This is a genomic window from Pedobacter suwonensis (assembly GCF_007833675.1).
Classification (GTDB): domain Bacteria; phylum Bacteroidota; class Bacteroidia; order Sphingobacteriales; family Sphingobacteriaceae; genus Pedobacter; species Pedobacter suwonensis.
This window is the reverse complement of the sequence record NZ_CP031708.1, coordinates 1034513-1059698: the sequence shown is the minus strand read 5'-3', so window position 1 is coordinate 1059698 and position 25186 is coordinate 1034513. Positions and strand designations below refer to the sequence as shown.

Here is a 25186-nt window from a genome sequence, read left to right as displayed (position 1 = left end):
GGCGATGAAGAAGCAGGCAAAAAACACAACAGATAACCGGATCGTTTATCTTAACCATGATGAAACAGTGGATCCGATAAAAGTAATACATGAGTTTTTCAGCCACGCATGGTTGCCCGATCATTTGAAAATGCTGAAACGCTGGCGAAACGATGTAGCGTTTGAATCTGAAGAACCAAAAAAATGTAGCCCAGCCTTCCTTGTTTACCATTACGAACTAACCATAAAGTTGATCGAAGCCGCCTGGCTCTTAAAAGGCCGAAAGCTTGGCCGGCTTGATTTCAATGACAAACAGGAGAGGGAATCCGCAAAATATTACATCAAAACGGAAAAGAAGAAGCTAAGAAACTATCCTGAAAATCTGAGCATTCGCGAGATCGTGAAGCCTTCATCTGTACTCGAGAAAATGTTCAGGATCTATCAACTGGATGGCTACAAAAAAATCCTGCACACCTGGCTTCATGATGCGCTCAATACCTCCTTCATGGAAGAAAGACTGTCTAAATTTGAAGTGATTACCGTTTACGAGCAGTTGGTTAAACTGTTCGAGGCTACGTGGCTGATCAGGGAGCGGGTAAAGGATGGTGGTTGAAAATTTAAATTGTATTGTAGAATATCAGTATGTATGTGTCTTGGGGCTAAATATAGTCAAAAGGTGATTGACCTGGTAAGTCACACGTTCTAGATAGCTCTTAAATGATAAAAACTGAATAAAATTCATATCCTACACCAAGCACTGTTCTAAATCATCCTTCCATGCAATAAAACCTTTCAGTTCCTCAGTATAATCATGCAATACACGGCTAAAATTAACAGGAGCTGATTCCAAAAATACTGCACGCCCTTCGTTACGTATTTTCAGAAGATCATTATGAATCTCAAGGAGTGAGGCTTTAAGCGCCCCTATATCTTTTGGAATATGCCAGATGTAAGTCGCTTCGTCTGTATCCAAGGTTTCCATAATGATATGATATTGTTCTATTCCCCCGATAAGAAAAACAAATGCGAATGGACTAATGACAAATCTCAGTTTTAAGATATTGCCACAATGCTGTTCAGCGAGATATTGGAGATGTAGCTTATGCCTATAATTACCTTTGGACAGAACATCCTGAAGCAATTCTTCTCCAGAATCGTATAATGTATTGGGATCACTGGTATTTAATTGGGATACTTTATCGCCCTTGCCTAACAGGTTTGATTTCATTAAAATATTCTTTTCGGCAAAGCGGAAACGAACACTATCTACAACTTCACTGTTTAATTGTTGTAGGTCTTGAGAGGTTGCGGATTTGGCTACAATACCTCCATTTTCAATGATGATACAGATAGCTGCGGCTATCGATTTCTTTTTTAGAAACTTTTCAAAATATGGCTTCAATACTTCAAATTCGGGGCGGATGTGGATGTTTTCTATATCGAATGATATTTCATGTCCAACTTCACTGATAGGAATACGAAACCCGATACTACCGTATAGAAAATCAAGCGATTCGATGGTTATTTTAATATTCCGTTCTATCACCTGATCAGCTAAAATGCTTTTTAAGTTATTTGTTTGTTCTATTGGCTCATCCTCTTCAATCGGGTCGTCAAATAATGTTCGGTGTTTGATCAACTTTTTGTAATAAACATTTCGTTTCAAAAACATGGCATTCAGATAGTCTATCTTGATATCACGGTAATCATAAATGATGGGGGTTAACTCAGAACGCTGTACCCGACCGATATACTGGATCAGTTTGCCTTCAAAGGAAAATGGATAGACCAGAAACAGACATTGGGCATTATGAAGATCGGAACCCTCACCAAAATACTGCCCAGTGGTAATGAGCATTTGATAGTTTCCATCCTTTAACATTTTCCATTTGGTATTACGGCTAGCTTCAGAATCATCACCACTCAAAGTAACCGTCTCACAGGATTGCTTTAAATATTGTTGCAATGTTTCTATATGTTCTTTTCTTTCTGTAAGGATTACGATTTTTTTTCCTGTATTTAGTTGAAATGCTAAGTCTTTTAAAATGAGTTTATTCCTATCTGCATCATGAACCAATATATTTGATAACGTTTCAAAGCGATCTGTTTTCGCATTAAAAGGAACATCTAGTGCTGTGTTCCTAATGATGATTTCTGGCTGTTTTGAAATCCCTAAATCAGCAGATTTCAGTTCGGAAATTATTTCGCCCAGATGGATAAAAATCAGTCTGTCATCACTGTTCTTTCTGAAAGGAGTTGCAGTTAGCCCGTATAGATAATAAGAATGAAAATGCGAGATGGCATCCTTAAAAGTTTCGGCAACAATATGATGGCATTCGTCAACGATGATGGTTCCAAAAGCTTGAACCAACTTTACTGCATCAGGTTTTTGCAGTTCTTTCGCAAGACTTTGTACCATGGCAATCGTAACCTGTTTTCCAATTGTTGCCTTTCCTTGCCCAATCTTACCGATTTCCTGTTTGGGGATCCTTAGAAATGCTTCTATCCTTTCAGCCCATTGATCGGTCAATTGTCTACGATGAACCACTATCAACGCTGGCTGCCGTTTATCCGCAATAATTTTTAGCGCCACCACAGTTTTACCAGAACCAGGCGACGCAACGATTACGCCAATACCCTTTTTAGCAGCAGCTTCTACAGCTGGAAGTTGATAGTCTTTCAGGGAGGCATTAAAAGAAAATCCTATTGCGGGCAGTAATTTACGATTGTCGTTTAGCAGATACGGGATATTATGCTGAATACAATGTGTAACCAACTTCCTGATAAAACCTTTAGGGATAATGGCACGTCCGTTTATTTCCTCAATGAACCTGAAATATCTCTTGATACCAAACGTACTTCGTCCACTGTTCTTTTTAATGATGAAATCCGCATTGAAGAAGTTGAGCTCCTCTTTTAGAAAACGGGTTAATGCGGGACTTATCTCGTTGCTCTTTATTTCGATTGCATTTGAAAGGGAGATATTAAGCGTTCCTGATGCGGTGGCTTCTTCTACTTTTGAATTGGTTAATGAAAAAAATATTTTATCCAGTTGGATGGTAGAGATCCGCTTAATATTTTCGAGAAACTGCCACTGGTCAACATATGGTAAGGTCGTATTGACATCTATAAAACAGCTATTACCTGCTTCCATTGCTGTTTTATGAAAGGGCATGGCGATCAGATTTCCAAATCCCTTTCCCGAAAGCCTATCCTGATTTGGAAATAATCTGTCGAAGCTTGAATTTTTATCAAAGGCAGAAACCACACCTGATTTTTCGAGGAGCGCAAGGACAATACTTCGACTCTTAAAAGCCGGATAAGCTCTGTCAAAAAAAATCCAAACATGACCGCCATTTCCAGAACGAGAGCGCTCCAAATAAGCTGGAATTTTGTAGTCGTCACATAATTTGATGAAACTTCTGCAATCGTCCAACCAGCTATTCTTATCAAAATCTGCTGCAATTAGCCAAGAACTATTATCCTGTAATAGTGGATATAAACCAATCAGCTGCTTTCCTTCAAGGTGTCTCTGAACTTGATCATTGGTTAGTGAAAGATATGTTACAGGTTCTGAACTTGGAGAACCGGAAGGTTTTTTATAAATTCTATTGAAATAAGGATCATATAACTTTGCAGGCATATAGCCACTTTTGGCTCCCTTTGTCCAATGAATGGCAAAAATATCTTCACGACCCCGAAATAGAGATTGGTATAATAATATTCTGGCTTCTTGTGACGAGTGACTCAATCTTTTAAAAGTGTTTTTTTATTCAGTTTCTCTATTCAACTGGTCTTCGATTACTTTTCTCAATTCTTCTTTGTTGGGTAAATATAACTGGTATTTTTGTACAAATAATTGTGAAGATACATTATGCATAGCATACTGTATTACCAATTCGTCTTTTTCTTTGGCTAAAACAATTCCTATAGGCGGGTTATCACTTTCGGTATTTTCTTCATTTTCAAAATAGCCCAAATACATATTCATTTGCCCTACATCCTGGTAATTGGCTTCTTCTCTTTTTAAGTCTATTAACACAAAGCATTTTAATATACGATGATAAAAAACCAAGTCTACATAGTGGTTTCGGTTACCTAGTGTAATCCGATATTGTCTACCAATAAATGCAAAGCCTTTGCCTAGTTCTAATAAAAAACTTTGCAGATGAGTAATTAATCGTTGCTCTAAATCAGTTTCAGATAAGTGGTAAGGCTCGGCTATTTTAAGAAATTCAAATACATAAATATCTTTTAAGATATCGGTTGGCTGTGCTACTATTTGCCCTTGATGTGCTAGTTTTAAAATGCCTTCTTTATCTTTTGATGACGCCAAACGAAGGTATAATGAGCTGTTTTTTTGACGAATCAACTCGGTTGTACTCCAGTTCTCTAATACGGCTTGTTGCTGGTAAAAACTACGTTCTAATGGATCGTTTATTTTTACTAGTTCGCAAGGATGTGTCCAAGTCAATTTGTGAGGAAGCTCCTCACAAATTGGAAAACACAAATAAACCAACCGCATATAATTAAGGTTACTACGACTAAAACCTTTTCCATGAAGCTTATTTAGATCTTTTGATAAATTCTCTAATAAGGCCTTGCCATAGGTGGCCTTAGCTTTACCACCCTGCTCAAACTCTACTATGTGTTGCCCTATTTGCCAATATGTAGTTAATAATTGGTTATTTACAGCCCTTAATGCTATTACCTTGCCATTGGTATAAGTAGTAGAAATGATTGCTATTAAGCTGCTATATGCGGTATATATGGTTTCCATTATAAATTATTAACTTCCGTTATTCCGTAGCATTTTAAAATTTGTATAGCGTGTTCGCTTGTGTTTTAAAGAAATTCTACAGAACGACAGGCATTAAAATTGAGAAAGTTTTGATGTGGTAGCGTTGAGTCAGCATTATATACACTCTATTACGATTCATCTACACAAAGGTAGTAGATTTGAGATGAAAATACTATTCGATTTCTTGGCGTAACTTACCTATTTCCTTATGTTAGTATCATATCAATTGCAACTAAATCATACAGATAAAAGGGGAGCGATTCGGTGAATCTTATTTTAAAACTCTTCTAGATAGTCTTTAGTTACCGGAAAAAACTGAACGAAGTTCACCTTCCAGCGGAATCACACCAAAAACCATCAAAACGAATAAAACTCTTCAATTCTCACTTTAACTGATCCAATATCAATATCCCAATAATTCCAATAACAGAGACCAGCGTTTCCATCAGCGACCAGGATAAAAATGTTTGTTTAATTGATAATCCTAAATACTCTTTAAACAGCCAAAAAGAGGAGTCGTTTACGTGAGAACAAAACAGGCTGCCTGAGCCGACGGCGAGTACCATTAAATTGGGGTCGGCACCATGCGGCCCAATCAGCGGAAAAACGATGCCGGCAGCGGTGAGGCCAGCTACGGTAGCCGAACCCAGGCAAAGCCTCAACACCGCGGTAATTAACCAGGCCAGTAACAAAGGCGGCAGCGTTAAGCCTTGCAAAATGGCGGCAAGGCTGTGGCTTACGCCGGTTTCTACAAATACCTGTTTTAAAATACCTGCGCTACCGATGATGAAGAGGATCATGGCGATATCTTTTGCCGCCTCAACATAGATGGTCATAATGTCGGTTAGCTTTTTGCCTAACCTCATCCCAAGGGTGTAAGTGGCAATGCAAATGGTTAATATCATGGCAATGGTTGGATCGCCGATAAACCTGGCAACATTCACCATAGCGATATGGTCACTACATAGCCTGGCGATCAGGGTGGTGCCTAAAATGATCAGTACCGGTAACAATGCGGAGATTACACTATTGGTAATCCCAGGCAATTCATGATTGGGTAAATCATTGGCCTGTAGCGTAACCGTTGGTTTAGATTGCATTTTGATTAATGCTTTTGCAAAAACAGGGCCTGCAATTATGATAGCCGGTACAGCCACGATTAAACCATAAATAAAGGTCTTCACCAGATCTGCATGAAACTGGCTTACCAAAGCCATGGGCGACGGATGCGGTGGTAAAAAACCATGCATTACAGATAGCGAGGCCAGCATGGGTAAGCCCACATACACCAGTGGTAACCTATAGTTATAGGCTACTGAAAAAATAATGGGTATGAGCAATACAAAGCCAACATTGTAAAATAAGGGGATGCCTACTATAAAACCGGTTAAAGACATGGCCCAGGTGATGTATCTATAGCCGAAGGTGTTTTTTAATACCGTGGCTATTTTTTGCGCGGCACCACTAAAGGCAACGAGTTTGCCAAGCATGGCCCCCAAAACAATGATGACGGACAAAGACCCTAAGGTATCGCCCAATCCTTTATTAACCGTTTGCGGGATACGTGTGGCGGGCATACCTAATAGTAAAGCGGCCGTTACCGATACGATTAAAAATGCGAGGAAAGTATTCACCTTTGCCCAGGCAATTAAGAGTACCAGCATTACGATACAGCCCAAAAGAATCAGTACATCCATGTTGCGTTAGTGGGAATCTCTGGTTACGGTTGATCCTGACCCGCCTACTAAAAAATCCAGATCGGCGCCTTTATCGGCCTGTTGCACATGTTTAATGTATAAGTTTGCATAACCACGTGCGGCTAGGGGAGGAGGCTGTACCCAATTACTTCGCCTGATGGCCAATTCTTCGTCACTCACTTCAAGGTGGATCCGTTTGTTGGCTACATCCAGTTCTATCATGTCTCCGTTTTCTACCAAGGCTAAATTGCCGCCAATGGCCGACTCTGGCGATACGTGCAGTACAACTGTGCCATAAGCGGTGCCACTCATTCTGCCGTCAGAGATCCTGACCATATCGGTTATGCCCCTATCAAGTAACTTTTTTGGTAAGGTCATGTTACCCACTTCGGGCATACCCGGATAACCAACCGGACCAACCGTTTGTAAAACCATTACACAGGTTTCGTCGATATCCAGGTCAGGGTCATCTATTCTGGCATGGTAATCTTCAATATCTTTAAATACAACGGCCCGGCCCCGGTGCTGCATTAATGCAGGCGTTGCTGCAGATGGCTTGATCACGGCTCCATTAATAGCTAAATTACCTTTTAATACGGTGATTCCGGCTTCGGGAATAATGGGCTGCTCAAATTCATAAATCACTTCCTTATTGTAATTGATGCCTCCGTTACCAATATTTTCTGCGTGCGTTTTCCCACTTACCGTCAGGGTATCCATTTTTAGCACCGATTGCATTTGTTTTAAAACAGCAGGTATACCACCGGCATAGTAAAAATCTTCCATCAAAAATTTACCTGAGGGCATCAGATTAACAAGAAGGGGCATTTTGCTGCCAATATCATCAAAATCATCTAAGTTGAGCGGTACACCCATACGCCCCGCAATAGCGGTGAGGTGGATAATAAAGTTGGAGGAACCGCCCACGGCAGCATTTACCTTAATGGCGTTTTCAAAAGCGTCGCGTGTGAGTATTTTAGAAATTTTCAAGTCTTCTTTAACCATTTCAACTATTCTCCTGCCTGATAGCTGAGCAAGCCGTTTGCGCCGGGAATCAACCGCAGGGATAGAGGCACCGCCAGAGAGGCTCATACCCAGGGCTTCTACCATGCAGGCCATAGTGGAAGCGGTTCCCATCGTCATACAATGGCCCGGACTGCGCGACATGCAGCTTTCTACTTCTGCATATTCATCATAAGTAATTTCGCCTCTTTTTAGTTCCTCTGTCAGCTTCCATACACTGGTTCCGGAGCCAATGTCCTGGCCATGGTATTTTCCGTTCAACATCGGCCCGCCTGGCACTACAATGGTCGGTAAATCTACACTCGCTGCACCCATTAGGGTAGAAGGGGTGGTTTTGTCGCAGCCCGTTAATAATACCACACCGTCAATAGGGTTGCCTCTGATGGATTCTTCGGCATCCATACTGGCGAGGTTGCGGAACAACATGGCAGTGGGTTTTAAAAGCGTTTCACCTAATGACATGATCGGGAATTCCAACGGAAAGCCTCCAGACTCTAATACCCCGCGACGAACACTGTCTGCAATATCGCGAAGGTGGGCATTGCAGGGCGTCAGTTCAGACCAGGTGTTACAGATCCCTATTACCGGCCTGCCGTCAAACATGTCTTCGGGCATGCCCTGGTTTTTCATCCAGCTGCGGTAGATGAGGCCCATTTTATCTTTTTTTCCAAACCAGGTTGAACTTCTATATGGTTTCATATCCAGATTATACTATGTGCGTTATTTTATCTTCTTATTCAGGTTTTGGCTGTCAGACACGTGTTAAACTAATCGTTTTATGTGCGCTGGCAATGGCTGGCAGCCTGCCGTTTGTTTGCCCGTTTTAATCAGGCAACCACATTGATCAGCGAACCAATCTCCGCAATGGTTATTTTTACCGTATCTCCGCTTTGTAAAGTGAAATCATCGGCGGGGATAATGCCTGTACCGGTCATCAAATACGTTCCATGAGGGAAATCCAGTTCCCGAAACAGGTAATCTACCAATTCGGTATGCTTACGTTTCATCTGGTTAATGGAGATTTCTTCCTTAAAAATAACAGCAGCAGCTCTGGTGATTTCGATGCTGATACGGGTATCCGGATCTATGGGTTTCTCTGCCACCAAAAGGCAGGGACCTAAAGCGGCAGCGCCATTGTATGATTTTGCCTGTGGCAAATAAAGCGGATTTTCGCCCTCAATATCTCTTGACGATACATCATTACCGATGGTATAACCTTCTATAGTGCCTGCTGAGCAAATAAATAAGGTCAGTTCGGGTTCAGGCACATTCCATTTAGAATCTGCCCGGATGCGTATATTCTCTCCGGTACCCACCGTACGGTAAGCTGGTGATTTAAAAAAAAGTTCGGGCCGGTCTGCATCATATACCCTGGCATAAAAATCGCCGCCCTTTGCATCTTTTGATTCTTCTATCCTGGCTTCCCGGCTCCGGAAATAAGTTACGCCAGATGCCCATACTTCCTGGTTACCGATGGGGGTTAAAATAGCAGTATGGGTGAGTGCTTGTAAATCTTCGTCAGGCTCAAGGTATTGCAACTCGCTACTTATTGCGGTAAAGAGATCGCTCCTGTTCACAAATGTGTCCCAGTTGTTTTCTTTGCTTAAGAAATATTGGTTATGTTGGTTGATGATAATCCCGCTCGAGGTATTATAGATTCTCATAATAATTATTTGGTTTAGTTGTTGGATAGTAAATTAGATTTGAAACTAATTTACGTATCCAGGCGGTAAATACTGAAGCAAATAAGTGCTTTTAAAACACATTTGCAGCATAATGTTAATATAATACAATAAAATGCTGCGATAGTAAAGTTACGGGTTGGCGTGAGCTGATTGGGTGAATCTGATCGTTATTAATTAACGTGAGTTTTGGGCCTTAATTTCGACATTGCGTATTGGAAAAGAGGATATGTGTAGGCGTGCAGCAATCTTTGAACTATGTAAAAAGATTTCTCCGCTGCGGTCGAAAGGACGATCCATCCATATCTGTCATCAGTGATCCAATGTTTTTTACTAAAAAACTGACCTCTACCATTGAAGTTATTTTATAATTAATTATTTATTAGTGTATTGGGGCATTATGCATTTCCATCTAGCAAGGCCCTGGCAATGTATCTCCGTTCTACTTAAATCCGGCCTAACAAATTTTTCGGGTTCCACTGACCAAGCCTTACCACTGACTTTGAAAGAAAAATTTTCAGCCGGCATTTTTTGTTACTTTTTGATGCCAAAAAGTAAGAGCCCTTCGGCGGCGGTGAGCTGAGGCAAGACTGCGCGGAGGAAAAAAACGTCACTAATATTTATTTATAAAATAAATTGTCCCCAGGGTGAAGGCTATTAGTTAAAAATATCTTTAGTAGGCTTTTGAAGGATTAAAATCTAACTGAAGCTACTCGGCAAATTTCTTCTCTTCCGTTTTAAGATAATTGGACCGGTAATCCATCGGATTTTTTTTCGTTAGTGCTTTAAACTGATGATAAAAGTGGGAGATATTGTTGTAACCACAGGCATAGCCAACCTCAGTCATGTTAAATTCCTCTTCTACCAGCAGTCTGCAGGCATTTCCAATTCTCACTTCCATTAAAAACTGGATATATGTTTTTTTGGTCTTGGATTTAAAGTACCTGCAAAAAGAGTGTTTTCCCATATTAATCAGGGCAGCTACCTCTTCTAATGCCACTTTTTGGTGGTAGTTATTAAAAGTGTATTCGAAAATGGTATTGATGCGGCTCTGGTCGATGCTGTTTACTTCCAGGTTAAAACCGTTTGATGATATAATTTCATATTCTTTCGTAGCCGCTATGATTTCTAAAGCAGATAACAAACTGATCAATTTACGGGCTGGCGATTCGTTAAGCATCTCTTCCGCTATTTTACCAACTTTTCGTTTAGTTACCCCTTTTAAACGCAAACCCAGCTTGCTGGTATTTAACAGTTTAACAATCGGACTGATTTCAGGAAGATTCAAAAATTTATCTCCCCAGGTATTGTTCTGAAAAAGAACCACGATGGTTTCTCCAACTTTTTCGGTATCGTTTTCGATGTATTCCTGTTCGCAACGGAAAGTATGTGGCAGGTTTGAGCCAAATAAAAATACGTCGCCACTTTTAAAAGGACCCACGTAGTCGCCAATCAGGCAGGTGCCATAGCTTCTTTTAACCACTAGTAATTCGCACTCGGGATGATAATGCCAGGCGCTTAATATTGCATGTCCGATATCCTTGTGAATATTAAAAGAATGCTCCGGGTTTGGAGTAGTCTTTTTTAAAGTAGCCTTCATGTTTATGTTTGGTTAATTATAAACCTGAGTTCGATGATTAATATGACCTTTTGGCCACTTAAATCAGCTTTCTGATCTAAAGCGGTCGTCACCTGATCCGGTAGCTGTCGGATTTATTTCAGGGGCTTTCCTGCCAGTAAGATGCTGATTCCGAACCTTCCGGACAGCATGACGAATTGGTCTGTACAAAGGTGTTTATAAAACCGTTTTCATTAAATAATCATCGGGTTCAGGTAATAACATGAAATTAAAAAATATGTACGATATAAATGCATATCTATTTGCTATTGTTAGTTGGTTATATTAACAACGCCGGGTTTTACTATTGCCTCGATGAATTGATTTTATATTGTCTTTTTAGTGCAAGTTATTGATTTACAATTGTTTTTATTTGGTTTTGATGAGGCGCCAAAAAATTCAGAAAAACCGATCTATGTTAATATGTTACAATTTTTTGCTGTAATACTGAAATTGCTTTTCATTTAAGTTGTCTTTATTTGCTTCAGTAACATAACTGTTTCAAACCAAATATAAAGCAAAGCAATGTCTCTATTCTTGCCTGTTTACTTTAAGTCAGGCATTTGACCAGGCACGTTAGCCTTAAACGGTTAGAACAGCGACTAAACCAACTAACCAATATTCTGATATGAGATAAACTTACTTAAAATCCCAACCGCGGCACCTTGCTGCTCAAACTGCTTATGTTTTGAACTGATTACAGCGCGTCTTCAGCAGAGATTTAAGCGGTTTATTAAAAAACCAATTCTAACCAAACTATAACGATGAAAAAAAAATTACTTCCACTGGTATTTACCTGCACGGTATTTATGTTATTCCTACTGTTCGAGCCCACATTTGCATCTGCCGTTGGGCCAGGCACTGCAGTTTTTAGTAAAACGGTAACAGGTAAAAAGTTAAAAATTGCCTTTATAGGAATTACAGGTAAAGTTACCGATGAACAGGGTGTGGCTTTACCCGGCGTAAGCGTGGCTGAAAAGGGAACAAGGAACGCTGTTGTAACCAATTCATCCGGCGGCTATGCCATAAATGTGGCCAATAACAATGCGGTATTGGTGTTCACATCTGTTGGTTATAAGCCCGTAGAAATATCGGTAAATGCAAAAACTGTAATTAATGTATCTCTGGTAGCGATTACAAATGCCTTGAATGAGGTTGTGGTAACCGCACTCGGCATCAAACGGGAAGCCAAAAGCTTAGGTTATTCTGCCCAGAAAGCTGATGTACAGGCGTTACAAACCAACCGTACAACTAACCTGGCCAATGCGCTTGAAGGCCGGGTGGCCGGATTGGACGTATCGCCACCTGCCGCCGGGCCGGGCGGAAGCACCAAGATCCGTTTGCGTGGACAATCTTCCTTTACTGCAGATAATTCGCCGCTCATCGTAATCAATGGCTTGCCAATGTCGCAGGGTGCCAGCAGCAGTAATGGTTACACACAAAATGTAGATCAGGGAGATAACCTGCAAGGCATCAATCAGGATGATATCGAATCGATGACTGTGCTGAAAGGATCTACTGCTGCGGCTTTATACGGTTCGCGTGCGGTTAACGGAGCGATCATTATTACCACAAAAGCAGGATCTAAAAATACCGGGATCGGAATCGAGTTCAATTCAAATTTTACAGTAAACCAGGCACTGGATTTTACAGATTTCCAATATGAATACGGGCAGGGAGAGAACAATATTCGGCCATCATCACAGGGTACTGCGCAAAGTTCTGGTGCCTGGAGCTTTGGTGTGCCATTTGATAATGTTCCTACCTATCAGTTCGATGGCGTTCAGCGTCCGTATGCACCGGTTAAAGACCGGATAAAGGCCTTTTTTAGGCTTGCGCCATCATGGAGCAATACCGTTGCCATTTCCGGTGGTAATGATAAAGGAAGTTTCCGGGTTTCCCTTTCTAATCAGGATGCCCAGGGGATTGTGCCAAACAACGATTTCCACAAAAAGATTTTTAACGTAGGCATCAATTATAAACTTACCGATAAATTATCTGCACAGTTTTATGTGAACTACGATCACCAGTTTAATAACAATCCGCCACTTGTAGGCGTGCAGGGCAATTCAATTCCTACATCAATTTACAGGTTGGCCAACTCCATATCTTTTGATGTACTCAAGGCAGGCGCAATAGATGCCAACGGAAACGAAACACCTACTTCGAGGTTTGCTACCATTACCAACCCATACTGGATTTTGGCTAACCAATTTCAGAGACAAACGAAAGATCATTTGTTGGGTACGGCTGTGGTGCGCTACCAGTTTTTCGATTGGCTGTATTTGCAGGGCAGGGCAAATACCGACCTTTTGCAAACCACCTATGAATCAAACACACCTACGGGTACCCTGGCGGTATCGGCTGCACCTGCAGGATTGTATAACGGGAGCTATGGAATAAGTACAACCAATACACGCCAGAATAACTTCGACTTCTTGCTGGGTGGCGGACACAAGTGGAAAGACTTTTCATTTAATGCCACAGTGGGTGGTAATAACTTTCCGTTAATTACTTCTACCTTTAACGAGTCGGTAACCAACTTTTACATCAGGGGTTTATACACCATTGGAAACGGTGTTACGGCAAATTCAAGCTATAATTTGTCTAAGCAGACCGTTAATTCATTGTATGGTACTGCAGAATTTTCATACAAAGATTTATTCTACTTAAATGTTACCGGCCGTACTGACTGGTATTCAGTACTCTCCAGAGATATCGATCATTATTTCTATCCTTCCATTAGCGGAAGTTTCGTTTTTTCGGAATTGCTTCCCAATGCGAAATGGTTAAATTTTGGAAAGTTGAGGGTTGCAGTAGCAGAAACAGGAAGTGCCCAGGGTGTTGGTCCCTACAATGCCTTAACATTTGCCCTTGCTCAAAATTCGTTTAACGGGCTTCCGTTAGGAAGCATAAACGGTACCGCCTCGCCCAACACCCAGATTAAACCCTTTGGCGTAAATGAAAAAGAAATAGGCCTCGAGTTACACCTATTCAATAACAGGGTGAACCTGGATGTAGCTGCCTATGATAAAAAAACAACGAACCAGGCGGTTCCGATCAGCCTTTCTGCAGCGAGCGGATACAGCTCCACGCTGGTTAACTTAGGTGGGCTTGAAAACAGGGGATTAGAATTTAACCTGGAATTAATACCGGTACAAAACAACAAATTTACCTGGAAAACGGCTTTTAACTCTGCTTTCAATTCTTCAAAGGTATTATCATTAGCGAATAACCAGTCTCAGCTGGTGGTGGGCAGCCCCGAATTTTTTGGCTCTATTGTAGATGTAGTCGGTTTGCCGCTCAACCAGATCAGGGGCGCAACTTACAAACGGGATGCCGCAGGAAATATCCTGTTATCAGGAGGCAAACCCATAGCAAGCGCTACACCGGTTAATTTTGGTAGCGGCCTGCCCAAAGCAACCGGCGGATGGCTAAATACGTTGAACTACAAAGGTTTTACCTTTATTGCCCATATCGATTATAAAGCGGGAGGTAAACTGCTTTCCAGTACCAGTTTAAATTTACTAAGAGAAGGTTTATCAAAAGAGTCTTTACCCGGCCGGGTTGGTGGGGTAATTTTTCCAGGTGTAAATGCCACTGATGGGTTACCTAATACCACCGCTGTAAATGCAGAAGATTTTTATGCCAGTTATCGTTCAACAAATATCTTAGATCCATTTATTTACAGCTCGAGCTTTGTGAAGTTAAGAAACCTTTCTTTAGGGTATGACTTATCCAGATTTATCAATAAAAAATACGTAAAAAGTATGGTGCTTTCTGCGGTATGCCATAATGTACTGATCATTAAAAAATATACCCCAAACATAGATCCGGAAGCGATAGCCTCCAGCGGTGATAACCTCACCGGCTATGAGCAGGCATCGCTACCTACAACACGTACTTACGGATTTAACCTCAATATAAAATTCTAATCCTATATAAAACATGAAAAATTTAATTAGAATTATAGCCATCATCACCGTTGTTTCGATAATTTCCGGTTGCAACAAAGGCTTTGATAAACTGAATATCAATCCAAATAATCCAACAGAACTCGACGCATCATTTTTATTTACAAGCGCACAATTCGGAACACATGGGGCCACTCTGGAAACTGAACCAACCATTGTGCAGCAATTTGTAAATCCGTTTTCAGGAATCACCTCAGCATTTAATTTTAACCAGGTAAACCAAACCTATACGGTGCAAAAATGGAATGCAGAATACACCGGTACAAATACGGGCGCAACAAGTTCTTCAGGCCCTGTTCAATTACTTGTTCAGATATTGAGCCAGCTTAAAGGAAATGCCGCAAGAACAAATTTATATAACGAAGCGAGGATCTGGAAAGCGTATCAATTTATGATGTTGGTAGATACCTACGGAAATGTACCTTATAGCGAAGCCGGACAAGCCTATTTATCAAATGTGCTTACCCCTAAATACGATAATCAGGCAGCGATTTATACTGATCTGATTAAGGAAGTTACGGAGGCAACTGCAGCACTCGACCCTGCAAAGGATATTGTTAAGGCTGATGTATTTTATGGTGGGAACATCGCCCAATGGAAAAAATTGGGTTACTCTTTGTTACTTCGCCTGGGCATGCGGTATAGTAAAATAGATCCGGGAAAAGCGCAAACGATTGTACAGGCCGCGGTAGCGGGTGGTGTAATGACCTCAAATGCCGACAACTGTTATCTGAAATACAATACCACTTATGTAAATCCGGTAAGCCAGAGCATTACTGCGATAGCGAATACCTATTATTTGGCGGCTCCATTTGTAGATCAGCTAAAAAACAGTGGTGATCCAAGATTGAAGTTTATAGCCGGTAAATATGCAAATCCATTGGCTGCGCCTACCACCGTGCCGGATACCACATCGGCAAACCAGTTCGGATTGCCGATAGGATATAGCAGTGCAACTTTACCAACCGCGCCTGGATTTAGAGGTGCCAACGGATCGGGCTTTAATTATTCGCAGGTTAATTATAGTATTTTTGGTAGTTTAACTGCTCCGCAATTTTTTATTACCTACGCGCAAACGCAATTCCTTTTGGCAGAGGCTGCTTTCAGAGGCTGGATAACCGGTGGCAGTACAGCCGATGTGTATTATGCCAATGGCATACGGGGTGCAATGGACCAATGGACAACCTACAACCCGGCGGCAATTATCCCCCTGGCTACGCAAAATGCATTTATTAATCATCCCATTAATGCTTATAATCAGGCAAATGCACTCAACCTCATCAATACGCAATATTGGATAGCTTCATGGGGCAATGGGGCCGAAGCATTTGCCAACTTCAGGAGAAGTGGTTTTCCGGCCTTATCACCCAATACCATCCCGGGGCAAAGCATAACCGGAGGTTTTGTCCGCCGTTTTGTTTACCCAACGCTTGAGCTTTCTGCCAACTTAACCAATTACCAGGCAGCCGTTGCAGACAATGGCGGACCAGATAATATGGACACACGCATATTTTGGGATAAATAGAAATTGTCTGGGTTGCTTTTTCATAAGCTACATAGCAAAATCGATCCTGTAACCAGTTTGCAGGATCGATTTTCGTTTTTGGAGGGTTGTGGTACCCGGTTAAATAATGAAGATACAACTGATTTTGTGGGAATGCTTGTGGCTTTAAACTACATTAACTTAAGCGATAACTGATTCCTATATACACAATCTGTATATATGATCAATTTTAAAAGAGGAAATTTAATTGACATCCTTCAAAAAACTGGCCATTGTAAAGCAGGGAAATTCGGCAGTTATTGATACTTAAAACAAATAATTGCGATGAAAAGGACCGTATTTCGCTGTGTTTAAAAAGATATGCAAAACAGCAAGAGCCTGCCTCAGAAATGATTTGTTATTTTGAGACAGGCTTTTTTGTATAAGTGTTAGTAAGAAACTAATGTCGTTACACTGGAAGGAGCGAGATTAATTCCAAAACTACTACCGGTTACAGCGAAACTGTTTGTACTAAGGTTAGCTGAACTGGTTGTAAAATACCGGTTGAAACCAGAAACGGTTATGCCACTGAAATTAAAGCTTTGATAAGTGGTCGCTGCATTTTGGTTGATGATCACAACAACTAATTTTGTTCCGCTTTTATATGCAGTAACATATACACCTGTTGAAGGATTTTCTGAACAGGCTATTTTATTAAAACCCGGGCGTACATATCTGGCGTATTGAGCCATAACGTAACCAACTTTTTGAATATTCCCGCTTTCACTGATTGGGCCGTAACTTCTTCTGATGTACCACCAAACATAGGCACTCCATCCCGAATTCATACAGTCGTGTATTTCCTTGGCAGCGGTCATGGCATTTGACCAGTCATCTCCACTGATACTGGAGTTAGTATAGTGTTCTGTCATCCATACCGGTTTGCCAATGTTGCCCAGGTTATAAGGGGTCTTACCATATATATGTCCGCAAACGAAGCTTGTTTTAGATTTCGCTGTGGCATTGCTAAGGTAAGTGTTGATGTAGGTTTGGTTCATCTGGAAAGGTTCAGGCGCCATAATCGTAGCACCACAATTGCTTCCCTGAGCAGCAACAAAGTCTGCTACTTCCGAAGCAGTAAGTTCCATAGATTCATAATTAACTTTGTAATCTGGTTCATTTGTAGGACTAATGGCCGCAAGCCCGCCTACAGCCGTATTAAATGCACTTAAATGTGCAGCATAATTTGCGTAAGATGTGGTTTTTATTTTGCCACCTACAATACTCCCATTGGTCTTCATCGATGCAGGCGCTGACCAGGCGGAGGCAATTGCTGAGCCACCGAACGACTTGCAGGCATCTATGGTTGCTTTTTCAGCAGCAAATTCTGAACTGGAATTAGGAACCCGAACCCGGACTATGCTGAGTCCGATGCCACTTGCAGGCGAGAATGCGGTATTTCTTTGGGCGCTCGTCAGGTCGCCGGTCCAGGCCACAATATTTGCTCCGCCAAAACCCTTGATCGTTTGTTGTATCGTACCCGCGTCAATTGTTGCAGTTGCTAAAAGATCAGCATTGGCCGTTTGTGCTTTCTTGGCAATCATTTCAGAACTGAATTCAGGCTCGGTCTGGTTTTTAGCACAGCCAGCCAGCAATAGCATTGCAATAGCTACTTTAAATAGATTTTTTTTCATGGTGATGTGTAATTTAAATATTTGGTTATGTGGTGTTTACCACCAGAACTAATTTAACTGAATTAAGGAGCCGGAAATGTAACGGATGTTTATAATTGAGCTATAAATGTTGAATAAAAATCTGCCTGCAGCATAAAAAATGATATTGGATATGTGTAAATTGGGATTATGCAATAATTAATTTGCTAGTTACAATATGACAATGCCGCTACGAACCAAAATCGTAGTTTTACAAAATGGATGGTCTGGAACAAATAACAGAATTTAAGTCTTCGCCCGAACTTGTTGAAAAACTATATCAGCATAGCATACTCAAAACCTATCAGGCCGGCAGCATTATTGTAAATGATAATGCCCATATCCGTTCTATTCCGATTGTGACCAAAGGGACAATGAAAGTAATCAGAACAGAAGAAGATGGCCGGGAACTTTTATTGTATTACATCAAAGCGGGCGAAAGCTGCATTATGTCCTTTTTGGGTGGCTTGCACAACGAAACCAGCAAAGTGAAGGCAGAGGTAGAAGAATACGCGGAAATTCTTTTTTTGCCGATCGACAAAGTTTCGCTCTTCATCAAAGAATATCCACAATGGCTGGATTACATCTTTCGTTTATATCACAAACGTTTTGAAGAACTATTGGAAATTGTGAATGCCATCTCCTTTAAAAAAGTAGATGAACGTTTATTGAATTTGCTTAAAAAGAAAGCTGAGCTTACATCATCTAAAACCATTCAGATTACCCATGAACAATTAGCCAATGAACTGGGTACGGCCCGTGTGGTGGTTTCCAGACTATTGAAACAACTGGAAGAAGATGGGATTGTTCAGCTGGGGAGGAATAAAATATCCCTTATGTAACTAAAGTAGCTGTATTTGTTTTTGAGTTGGTGCAACTTTGCTGTATCAATCCCCAAAACAATGTATATAGCAGGTTACATCGCTTCAATTTTCATCGGTATCTCCTTAGGTTTAATCGGGGGCGGCGGAAGTATTCTTACCGTTCCTGTTTTAGTTTATTTGTTTGGTGTTGATGCTGCTCTGGCAACCACTTATTCACTTTTCATTGTAGGCACAACAAGTGTAATGGGCTCCTTTTCCTATTTTAAAAAGGGGTTGGTCAATATAAAAATGGCAGCCGTGTTTGGTGTTCCATCTATCATTTCTGTTTTTCTTACACGAGCCTATATCATGCCGGTTATTCCCGCCCAAATTTTTAGTGCCGGAAGTTTTACCCTCACCAAAAGTATTTTTTTGATGTTGATTTTTGCCGTACTGATGGTTGTCGCTTCATACAGCATGATTAAAAAAGGCCGACAAGCAGGTGAGGATACACTGCAGAAACAGAAGTTTAACTATCCTTTAGTTTTTTCAATAGGTATTCTTGTAGGTATAATTACAGGTTTTATCGGTGCAGGTGGTGGCTTTTTAATTATTCCTGTATTGGCTAATTTGCTGAAACTTCCTATGAAAGCAGCTGTTGGAACGTCACTCCTGATCATTTCCACAAATTCTTTGGTAGGTTTTGTATTTTCACTTGCCCACACCGCTGTTCATTGGCATTTCTTGTTAACCATAACTTTTATCGCCATTGCCGGTATTCTGATCGGCAGTTTTCTATCTGCAAAAATTGAAGGTAAAAAGCTCAAACCCGCTTTCGGTTGGTTTGTGCTGGTAATGGGCATTTATATCATCATCAAAGAAACATGGTTAAAATAATGGGTAGCTCAATAAAAGGTCAATCAGATCATTAGGTAACAAAATAATTAATCATTAAAAATAAGTATTATGTTTTTTCAACACGTATTTGATAAAAGTTTAGCGCAAGGCAGTTATGTAATAGGCTGTCAGGCTACGGGCGAAGCCATCGTGATAGATGCTAAAAGAGATATAGATGTGTACCTGGAAATTGCCAGCCAGAATAATCTTCGTATTACACATATCGCCGAAACCCACATACACGCAGATTTTCTTTGTGGCTCAAGAGAACTGAGTGCCGTTACAGGGGCAGGCATGTATCTTTCTGATGAGGGAGGAGAGGACTGGCAGTACCAGTTTCCGCATATCGGGCTCAAAGATGGCGATCTGATCAGGGTAGGGAATCTGACTTTAGCGGTTTTGCATACGCCCGGCCATACCCCCGAAAGCATTAGTTTTTTGCTGACTGACCATCCGGCAACCGACAAACCGGTGATGGTATTTACAGGTGATTTTGTATTTGTAGGCGATATTGGCCGTCCTGATTTGCTGGAAAAAGCAGCAGGGCTGATCGGCACAAAAGAAGCAGGCGCTAAACAAATGTTCCAGTCGTTGAAAAAGTTTGCTGCATTGCCCGAATATCTACAGGTTTGGTCCGCTCATGGAGCAGGTTCGGCATGCGGAAAGGCTTTGGGCGCAGTACACAGTTCAACCGTAGGTTACGAGAAAATCCGCAACTGGGCATTTCAACATGATGATGACGAAAAAGCATTTACAGATCTTCTGTTAGCAGGCCAGCCAGAACCGCCTAAATATTTTGCGATGATGAAACATTTGAATAAGGTTAATCGTCCATTATTGATAGAAGTACCCAAACATCAGAAACTATCCGGTTCAGCGTTCTTAAAAGCTTATCGCAACGGATTGAAAGTTATAGATGCAAGAGATAAGATAAATTTTGCCAAAGGTTTTATTCCGGGCAGCCTGAACATTCAGGGCAATAATTCTTTTTCAACGTGGGCGGGTTGGCTGCTTAATTATCAGGAACAGTTTGTATTGGTTTGTGATGATTACCAAATAGAAGACCTGACCCGAAAATTAATGCGTATTGGTCTGGATAACGTTCACGGTTACATTTCGGATGTGGACGATTTGGGGATTGCGCTGCAGGCTGCTGATGTGATCTCCATTAACGAGTTTAAAACATACATCAACAATGAAGATGTTCAGATTATAGATGTACGGGGTGTGAGCGAATATGAGGCCGGCCATATTGAAGGGGCGAATCATGTTTTTGTGGGAACCCTTCCCGATCATCTGGATCAAATCAGTAAAGATAAACAAGTAATTATTCACTGTCAGGGGGGAGACCGTTCGGCAATAGCTTATTCTATACTCGCAGGAAATGGTTTCAAAAATGTGAAGAATTTTTCGGGAGGTATGAATGCCTGGCTGGCTTCTGAAGGTAAAACAATTGCCTCTGAATCCGATTAATAATTCAGCTTTAAATGGCCACTGTAAAATATTTTTAATTCAGAGTCGTTATGCTGATCCGATAGCAATCGGATCAGCATAACGACTAGATCGAAATCAATCGCTTTAAAGCACTATTTTTAACAAATAATTACCGAATTCAGGTTAATAATTAATAATTTAAAAAATGATAGAATTTATAAAACATCCCTGGGCATGGTATGTAGCGGGTCCGTTAATTGGTTTAACCGTTCCTGCATTGTTGATTGTCGGAAATAAATCATTCGGCATCAGTTCATCACTACGGCACCTTTGTGCGATGTGTATACCGTCCAATATTCCCTTTTTCAAATACGATTGGAAAAAAGAAATGTGGAATTTATTTTTTGTTTTCGGTATTTTTCTGGGCGGAGCAATAGCTGTTAACCTTTTGGGTAATCCTAATCCTGTTGAAGTCAATCCGAAACTGGCTACCGAACTTACAGGTTACGGCATAACACACTACAATAATCTGGTACCTGAAGATATCTTTAACTGGCACTCGCTGCTTACCCTGAAAGGTTTTATATTCATGATAATTGGCGGTTTTTTGGTTGGTTTTGGAACAAGGTACGCGGGTGGTTGTACAAGCGGACATGCCATTATGGGCTTATCCAACCTACAATTGCCATCATTGATTGCTACCATCTGTTTTATGGTTGGCGGTTTCATTATGGCTAATTTTATTTTACCTCTTATTCTATCACTCTAAAACCGTAAAAAAAATGCAAAATCGTAGCAATACCGAAAGGGAATTAAAACCTTTTGAGTCTGATAAAATATGTGTAAATAAGAGTCCTTTGCAGCAAAACTGGCGTCACAATTTAAAATACCTGATTATCGGGATTTTCTTCGGCATCATATTCGTAAAATCAGAAGTGGTTAGCTGGTTTCGAATACAGGAAATGTTTCGGCTACAGTCGTTTCACATGTACGGAATAATTGGTAGCGCCATTCTAGTAGGCATGGTTTCCATCTGGCTGATCAAGAAGTTCAATATCAGAACCATTTCCGGCGAACCAATTACCATTGCGCCCAAAACATTCAATAAAGGTCAGATTTATGGGGGTTTGATTTTTGGCTTCGGCTGGGCCATTACAGGAGCCTGTCCGGGTCCGTTGTTTGCACAAATCGGAGCTGGTGCAACTGTTATTAGCGTTACACTTTTAAGTGCGATTGCAGGCACCTGGGTTTACGGACATTTCAGAGATAAACTTCCTCATTAAATATGGAAAGCAGGTTGCCAATAAAAATGTGGTTAGCAATAGGGATAGAGATTTTTACTGCCCAAACTTTACTGGCACAGCAACCAATGGAATTGTATTTTCAATTTTATTAAAACCTTCAATATTTTTCCCGAAAATAGTTGACTTAGTCAACTATTTTATTAGGTTAGCATCAAGCTTTTACAATCATATATTAAAGGAGTGGATAAATCAACAATAATAAGCAGTATGCGTGCCTTTAACCGTTACTACACCAATCTGATAGGAGTGTTGGATAAGGACTATCTTGAAACGCAATATAGCTTAACGGAGGCAAGGATATTATTTGAAATATCGCTGGGTAAAAAAAATGCCTCAGAAATTATTGATGCCATGCGAATTGATAAGAGTTATTTAAGCCGGGTATTAAACAAGTTTGAAAAAAATAAACTGATCATTAAATCGAAATCAGAAAAAGACTCCAGGGCAAGTCGGATATGTTTAACTGATAAAGGAATGAGGGATTTAAATGCTTTAAACGAACTGGCAGACCAACAACTTGATGCATTGTTGAAAAATTTATCAGCCACAGAGCGCAAACAACTTGCCCTGCATATGAATTCGATAATCGAAATTCTTGATCAAAAATCTGTGGGCCAGAAAAGTGAACAGGACATTATCAAAGACTAAAAATACTTGAACAGATGACCATACGGCCAGCCACATTTCAAGACATTCCGGAACTGAAAAAACTTTTAGACAATTCCGTGCGGGGTTTGAGCAAAGATTATTACACCACAAGCCAGATTGACAGCGCCCTTAAATATATCTTTGGGATAGATACCCAACTGATTGACGATGGAAGCTATTATGTTGTTGAGTTAGATGGAACTATTGCCGGCTGCGGTGGCTGGAGCAGGCGAAAAACTTTGTATGGGGGCGATCAGCACAAAGAACTGCACGATACTTTGCTCGATCCTACAAAGGAGCCTGCCAGAATCAGGGCTTTTTTTGTTCACCCGGATTATGCAAGAAGAGGAATTGGCCGTAAAATCATAGAACTTTGCGAGAACGAAGCTAAAAAACACGGATTTTCCAGTCTGACACTCGGAGCCACACTACCAGGTGTACCGCTTTATAAAGCAATGGGCTTTAAAGAAATGGAGCAGATTGTTGAGCCGCTATTGGATGGCGAAAAACTGGAGCTGGTAGGTATGATTAAAAATATCTGATTTAAGCATGAAAGGATTTTCCTGTAATGCCCGAAGCTACGCATCACCTGAGGTTGATCAATACATTTGGCTCAAAAGATTTGTGGAATAAGAAACCAAAATCTGTATCGCGATGCTTGAGCAGAAAACGGAACCTTTTTCGGGGCGATAATTTGGAACGAATAAACAGATGGACCGATGCTTCCGGGCCGACAACATATTAATTTTAAACGATAAATTTGCCGCAAGGCCCGCAATGAACGAAGTTTAAAGTCCTACGCCTGCTGGTTTTGTTTTACCTCAAACATTGAATTTCATCCAATCTCCATGATTAAGGACAATCAGTAACAATTGAAAAAGGTAGCCTTCTCTAATCCTGAAACTTATTTTTGTAAGCTTCTTCGAAATATAGTCGTAGTGAAGATATGCGCCCGGTATCAATGCGGTTGATATAGCGTTGGAACATCTGTTCGGAACTGTGCCCGGTTGCTTCCATTAACAAAGAAGTGGGTATTTTGCCGTAAAAATTAGTTGCAAAGCTCCGTCGGCCGATGTGGCTGGTAACGGCTTTCCATTTAGGGATCATGCCCGTAATAACCCTGAAACCTGTTCTTTTACCAATGCTGATCTGTGTATCGAAACCCGCCTGACGAACGATCTCTTTGATCTGCTGGTTATATTTTTCAGGGGAAATCTTTTGCGGGAAGTTACCATTGTTGTTCAGCTTGATAACCTGTACCGCTGGATGAAGAGGAAGTATCACATTGCGCAACGTCTTCTTTTGTACAAAAGATATACATTCCATGCCCTCCACGTCCTGTATTTTGGAAGTGCTAAACTCCATAAAATCCGATACCCTTTGGCCCGTATAGCAGCTGATGATCAGCCAGTCTCTTGCCGCTTGTAAGTTTTTTGGCAGTTCCATTCGTTTGATTTTGACGAGTTCATCTTCGGTAAGGGTTACAAAAGGCCTTTGCTTTCGCTCCTTTGGCAGTTCCAGTTCATATGCAAAGGTGCGTATTCCACGTTTTTCAAGGTGATTAAGTACAGTTTTAATAAAATTTACGGTACGGTATGTTGTACTGGTGGCAAAAGCCTCGCGTTTGCAGTAGTTAAGAAACTCCTTAACAAAAGATCCGTTAACCTCACTGATCATCAGGTGCCGCATCAGGTGGCCTTCAAAACGCTCTAGCAGGTTGTAAAAGACTAAATATCGCCTGTGCGTAGATTTACAGATCAGGTGTGATCTGGCAGCGATATAGTTTTCCATATGCCACAACAGGCTTTCTTCGGGGCATCTGGCATTTTCCGTTTTCGCAGCTTCGCGGATGTTCTTTGAAAGCACTCTGAGGGAGATTTTATCGAAATTCCAGGATATCGACTCCAGGTAGCCGGCTATTTTAATGCGTAACCTGTTCAGGCCATGATTAAGCTTTTTACAGCGCTTCAGGTAAATATTATGAGGTCGCTGCTGCTGCTGGTCCCACAATTCTTTAGCAATACGGAAGGGAGTTTGTAACTGATGCAATTGTCCGATGGAATTATGTAGCTCCAAAAGCACAACGCTTGAGTTGGGTTTATCCAATAAATTAAACGAGATGGTGATCATG

The 25186-nt window shown here is 40.9% G+C and carries 18 protein-coding genes; 10 read left to right on the top strand and 8 right to left on the bottom strand.

Annotation, left to right across the window (positions count from 1 at the left end):
• The first annotated feature begins 4 nt into the window (after nt 1–4).
• Nucleotides 5–592, top strand: coding sequence for a hypothetical protein (locus DV942_RS04150; RefSeq protein ID WP_145855524.1), 588 nt, complete (start codon nt 5–7; stop codon nt 590–592).
• Nucleotides 593–724: 132 nt separating this feature from the next.
• On the opposite strand, the gene DV942_RS04145 is transcribed toward DV942_RS04150, so the two are convergent.
• From DV942_RS04145 to DV942_RS04120, 6 genes are all read right to left on the bottom strand, one after another.
• Complete coding sequence (locus DV942_RS04145; protein ID WP_403001400.1) at nt 725–3730, bottom strand: TOTE conflict system archaeo-eukaryotic primase domain-containing protein; 3006 nt, start codon at nt 3728–3730, stop codon at nt 725–727.
• An 18-nt stretch (nt 3731–3748) separates the two neighbouring features.
• Complete coding sequence (locus DV942_RS04140) at nt 3749–4759, bottom strand: PDDEXK nuclease domain-containing protein (RefSeq protein WP_145855521.1); 1011 nt, start codon at nt 4757–4759, stop codon at nt 3749–3751.
• Nucleotides 4760–5163: 404 nt separating this feature from the next.
• The gene (locus DV942_RS04135; RefSeq protein ID WP_145855520.1) at nt 5164–6477 is read right to left on the bottom strand and encodes a gluconate:H+ symporter; all 1314 of its coding nucleotides are present in this window, start codon (nt 6475–6477) and stop codon (nt 5164–5166) included.
• 6 nt (nt 6478–6483) lie between these two features.
• Nucleotides 6484–8199 (bottom strand): IlvD/Edd family dehydratase, encoded by a 1716-nt coding sequence (locus DV942_RS04130; protein WP_145855518.1) that lies wholly within the window; start codon nt 8197–8199, stop codon nt 6484–6486.
• Between the two features lie 128 nt (nt 8200–8327).
• Nucleotides 8328–9164, bottom strand: coding sequence for a fumarylacetoacetate hydrolase family protein (locus tag DV942_RS04125; protein WP_145855516.1), 837 nt, complete (start codon nt 9162–9164; stop codon nt 8328–8330).
• A 727-nt stretch (nt 9165–9891) separates the two neighbouring features.
• Complete coding sequence (locus DV942_RS04120) at nt 9892–10782, bottom strand: AraC family transcriptional regulator (RefSeq protein WP_090986967.1); 891 nt, start codon at nt 10780–10782, stop codon at nt 9892–9894.
• Nucleotides 10783–11564: 782 nt separating this feature from the next.
• Here DV942_RS04120 and DV942_RS04115 point away from each other — a divergent pair.
• Nucleotides 11565–14735 (top strand): SusC/RagA family TonB-linked outer membrane protein, encoded by a 3171-nt coding sequence (locus DV942_RS04115; protein WP_145855515.1) that lies wholly within the window; start codon nt 11565–11567, stop codon nt 14733–14735.
• A gap of 13 nt (nt 14736–14748) precedes the next feature.
• Nucleotides 14749–16299: a SusD/RagB family nutrient-binding outer membrane lipoprotein gene (locus DV942_RS04110; protein WP_145855512.1), complete on the top strand. Its 1551-nt coding sequence runs from the start codon at nt 14749–14751 to the stop codon at nt 16297–16299.
• A gap of 407 nt (nt 16300–16706) precedes the next feature.
• On the opposite strand, the gene DV942_RS04105 is transcribed toward DV942_RS04110, so the two are convergent.
• Nucleotides 16707–17951, bottom strand: a complete 1245-nt coding sequence (locus DV942_RS04105) for a glycoside hydrolase (protein WP_145855510.1) — start codon at nt 17949–17951, stop codon at nt 16707–16709.
• A 236-nt stretch (nt 17952–18187) separates the two neighbouring features.
• Here DV942_RS04105 and DV942_RS04100 point away from each other — a divergent pair, with 236 nt between their 5' ends.
• The 7 genes from DV942_RS04100 (at nt 18188) to DV942_RS04070 (ending at nt 23597) form a co-directional block, all read left to right on the top strand.
• Nucleotides 18188–18811, top strand: coding sequence for a Crp/Fnr family transcriptional regulator (locus tag DV942_RS04100; protein WP_145855508.1), 624 nt, complete (start codon nt 18188–18190; stop codon nt 18809–18811).
• A gap of 60 nt (nt 18812–18871) precedes the next feature.
• Nucleotides 18872–19669 carry a sulfite exporter TauE/SafE family protein gene (locus DV942_RS04095; RefSeq protein ID WP_145855506.1) on the top strand — a complete coding sequence of 266 codons (798 nt, stop codon included), beginning with the start codon at nt 18872–18874 and terminating at the stop codon, nt 19667–19669.
• 69 nt (nt 19670–19738) lie between these two features.
• Nucleotides 19739–21142 (top strand): MBL fold metallo-hydrolase, encoded by a 1404-nt coding sequence (locus DV942_RS04090; protein ID WP_145855504.1) that lies wholly within the window; start codon nt 19739–19741, stop codon nt 21140–21142.
• A gap of 166 nt (nt 21143–21308) precedes the next feature.
• Nucleotides 21309–21872: a YeeE/YedE family protein gene (locus tag DV942_RS04085; RefSeq protein ID WP_145855500.1), complete on the top strand. Its 564-nt coding sequence runs from the start codon at nt 21309–21311 to the stop codon at nt 21870–21872.
• A 13-nt stretch (nt 21873–21885) separates the two neighbouring features.
• A complete protein-coding gene (locus DV942_RS04080; protein ID WP_145855497.1) occupies nt 21886–22386 on the top strand; it encodes a DUF6691 family protein in 501 nt (166 codons plus the stop codon).
• 228 nt (nt 22387–22614) lie between these two features.
• Complete coding sequence (locus DV942_RS04075) at nt 22615–23055, top strand: MarR family winged helix-turn-helix transcriptional regulator (protein ID WP_145855494.1); 441 nt, start codon at nt 22615–22617, stop codon at nt 23053–23055.
• 14 nt (nt 23056–23069) lie between these two features.
• Nucleotides 23070–23597 carry a GNAT family N-acetyltransferase gene (locus tag DV942_RS04070; RefSeq protein WP_145855492.1) on the top strand — a complete coding sequence of 176 codons (528 nt, stop codon included), beginning with the start codon at nt 23070–23072 and terminating at the stop codon, nt 23595–23597.
• A gap of 349 nt (nt 23598–23946) precedes the next feature.
• Here the strand turns inward: DV942_RS04070 and DV942_RS04065 are convergent, their stop codons facing one another.
• Nucleotides 23947–25185: a site-specific integrase gene (locus tag DV942_RS04065; RefSeq protein ID WP_145855490.1), complete on the bottom strand. Its 1239-nt coding sequence runs from the start codon at nt 25183–25185 to the stop codon at nt 23947–23949.
• Nucleotide 25186: the final 1 nt, after the last annotated feature.

Coding starts and splice junctions, on each gene's coding strand:
- DV942_RS04150 (WP_145855524.1), top strand. CDS start 5: ATGAAGAAGCAGGCAAAAAACACAACAGATAACCGGATCGTTTATCTT.
- DV942_RS04140 (WP_145855521.1), bottom strand. CDS start 4,759: ATGGAAACCATATATACCGCATATAGCAGCTTAATAGCAATCATTTCT.
- DV942_RS04135 (WP_145855520.1), bottom strand. CDS start 6,477: ATGGATGTACTGATTCTTTTGGGCTGTATCGTAATGCTGGTACTCTTA.
- DV942_RS04130 (WP_145855518.1), bottom strand. CDS start 8,199: ATGAAACCATATAGAAGTTCAACCTGGTTTGGAAAAAAAGATAAAATG.
- DV942_RS04125 (WP_145855516.1), bottom strand. CDS start 9,164: ATGAGAATCTATAATACCTCGAGCGGGATTATCATCAACCAACATAAC.
- DV942_RS04120 (WP_090986967.1), bottom strand. CDS start 10,782: ATGAAGGCTACTTTAAAAAAGACTACTCCAAACCCGGAGCATTCTTTT.
- DV942_RS04115 (WP_145855515.1), top strand. CDS start 11,565: ATGAAAAAAAAATTACTTCCACTGGTATTTACCTGCACGGTATTTATG.
- DV942_RS04110 (WP_145855512.1), top strand. CDS start 14,749: ATGAAAAATTTAATTAGAATTATAGCCATCATCACCGTTGTTTCGATA.
- DV942_RS04105 (WP_145855510.1), bottom strand. CDS start 17,951: ATGAAAAAAAATCTATTTAAAGTAGCTATTGCAATGCTATTGCTGGCT.
- DV942_RS04100 (WP_145855508.1), top strand. CDS start 18,188: ATGGATGGTCTGGAACAAATAACAGAATTTAAGTCTTCGCCCGAACTT.
- DV942_RS04095 (WP_145855506.1), top strand. CDS start 18,872: ATGTATATAGCAGGTTACATCGCTTCAATTTTCATCGGTATCTCCTTA.
- DV942_RS04090 (WP_145855504.1), top strand. CDS start 19,739: ATGTTTTTTCAACACGTATTTGATAAAAGTTTAGCGCAAGGCAGTTAT.
- DV942_RS04085 (WP_145855500.1), top strand. CDS start 21,309: ATGATAGAATTTATAAAACATCCCTGGGCATGGTATGTAGCGGGTCCG.
- DV942_RS04080 (WP_145855497.1), top strand. CDS start 21,886: ATGCAAAATCGTAGCAATACCGAAAGGGAATTAAAACCTTTTGAGTCT.
- DV942_RS04075 (WP_145855494.1), top strand. CDS start 22,615: ATGCGTGCCTTTAACCGTTACTACACCAATCTGATAGGAGTGTTGGAT.
- DV942_RS04070 (WP_145855492.1), top strand. CDS start 23,070: ATGACCATACGGCCAGCCACATTTCAAGACATTCCGGAACTGAAAAAA.
- DV942_RS04065 (WP_145855490.1), bottom strand. CDS start 25,185: ATGATCACCATCTCGTTTAATTTATTGGATAAACCCAACTCAAGCGTT.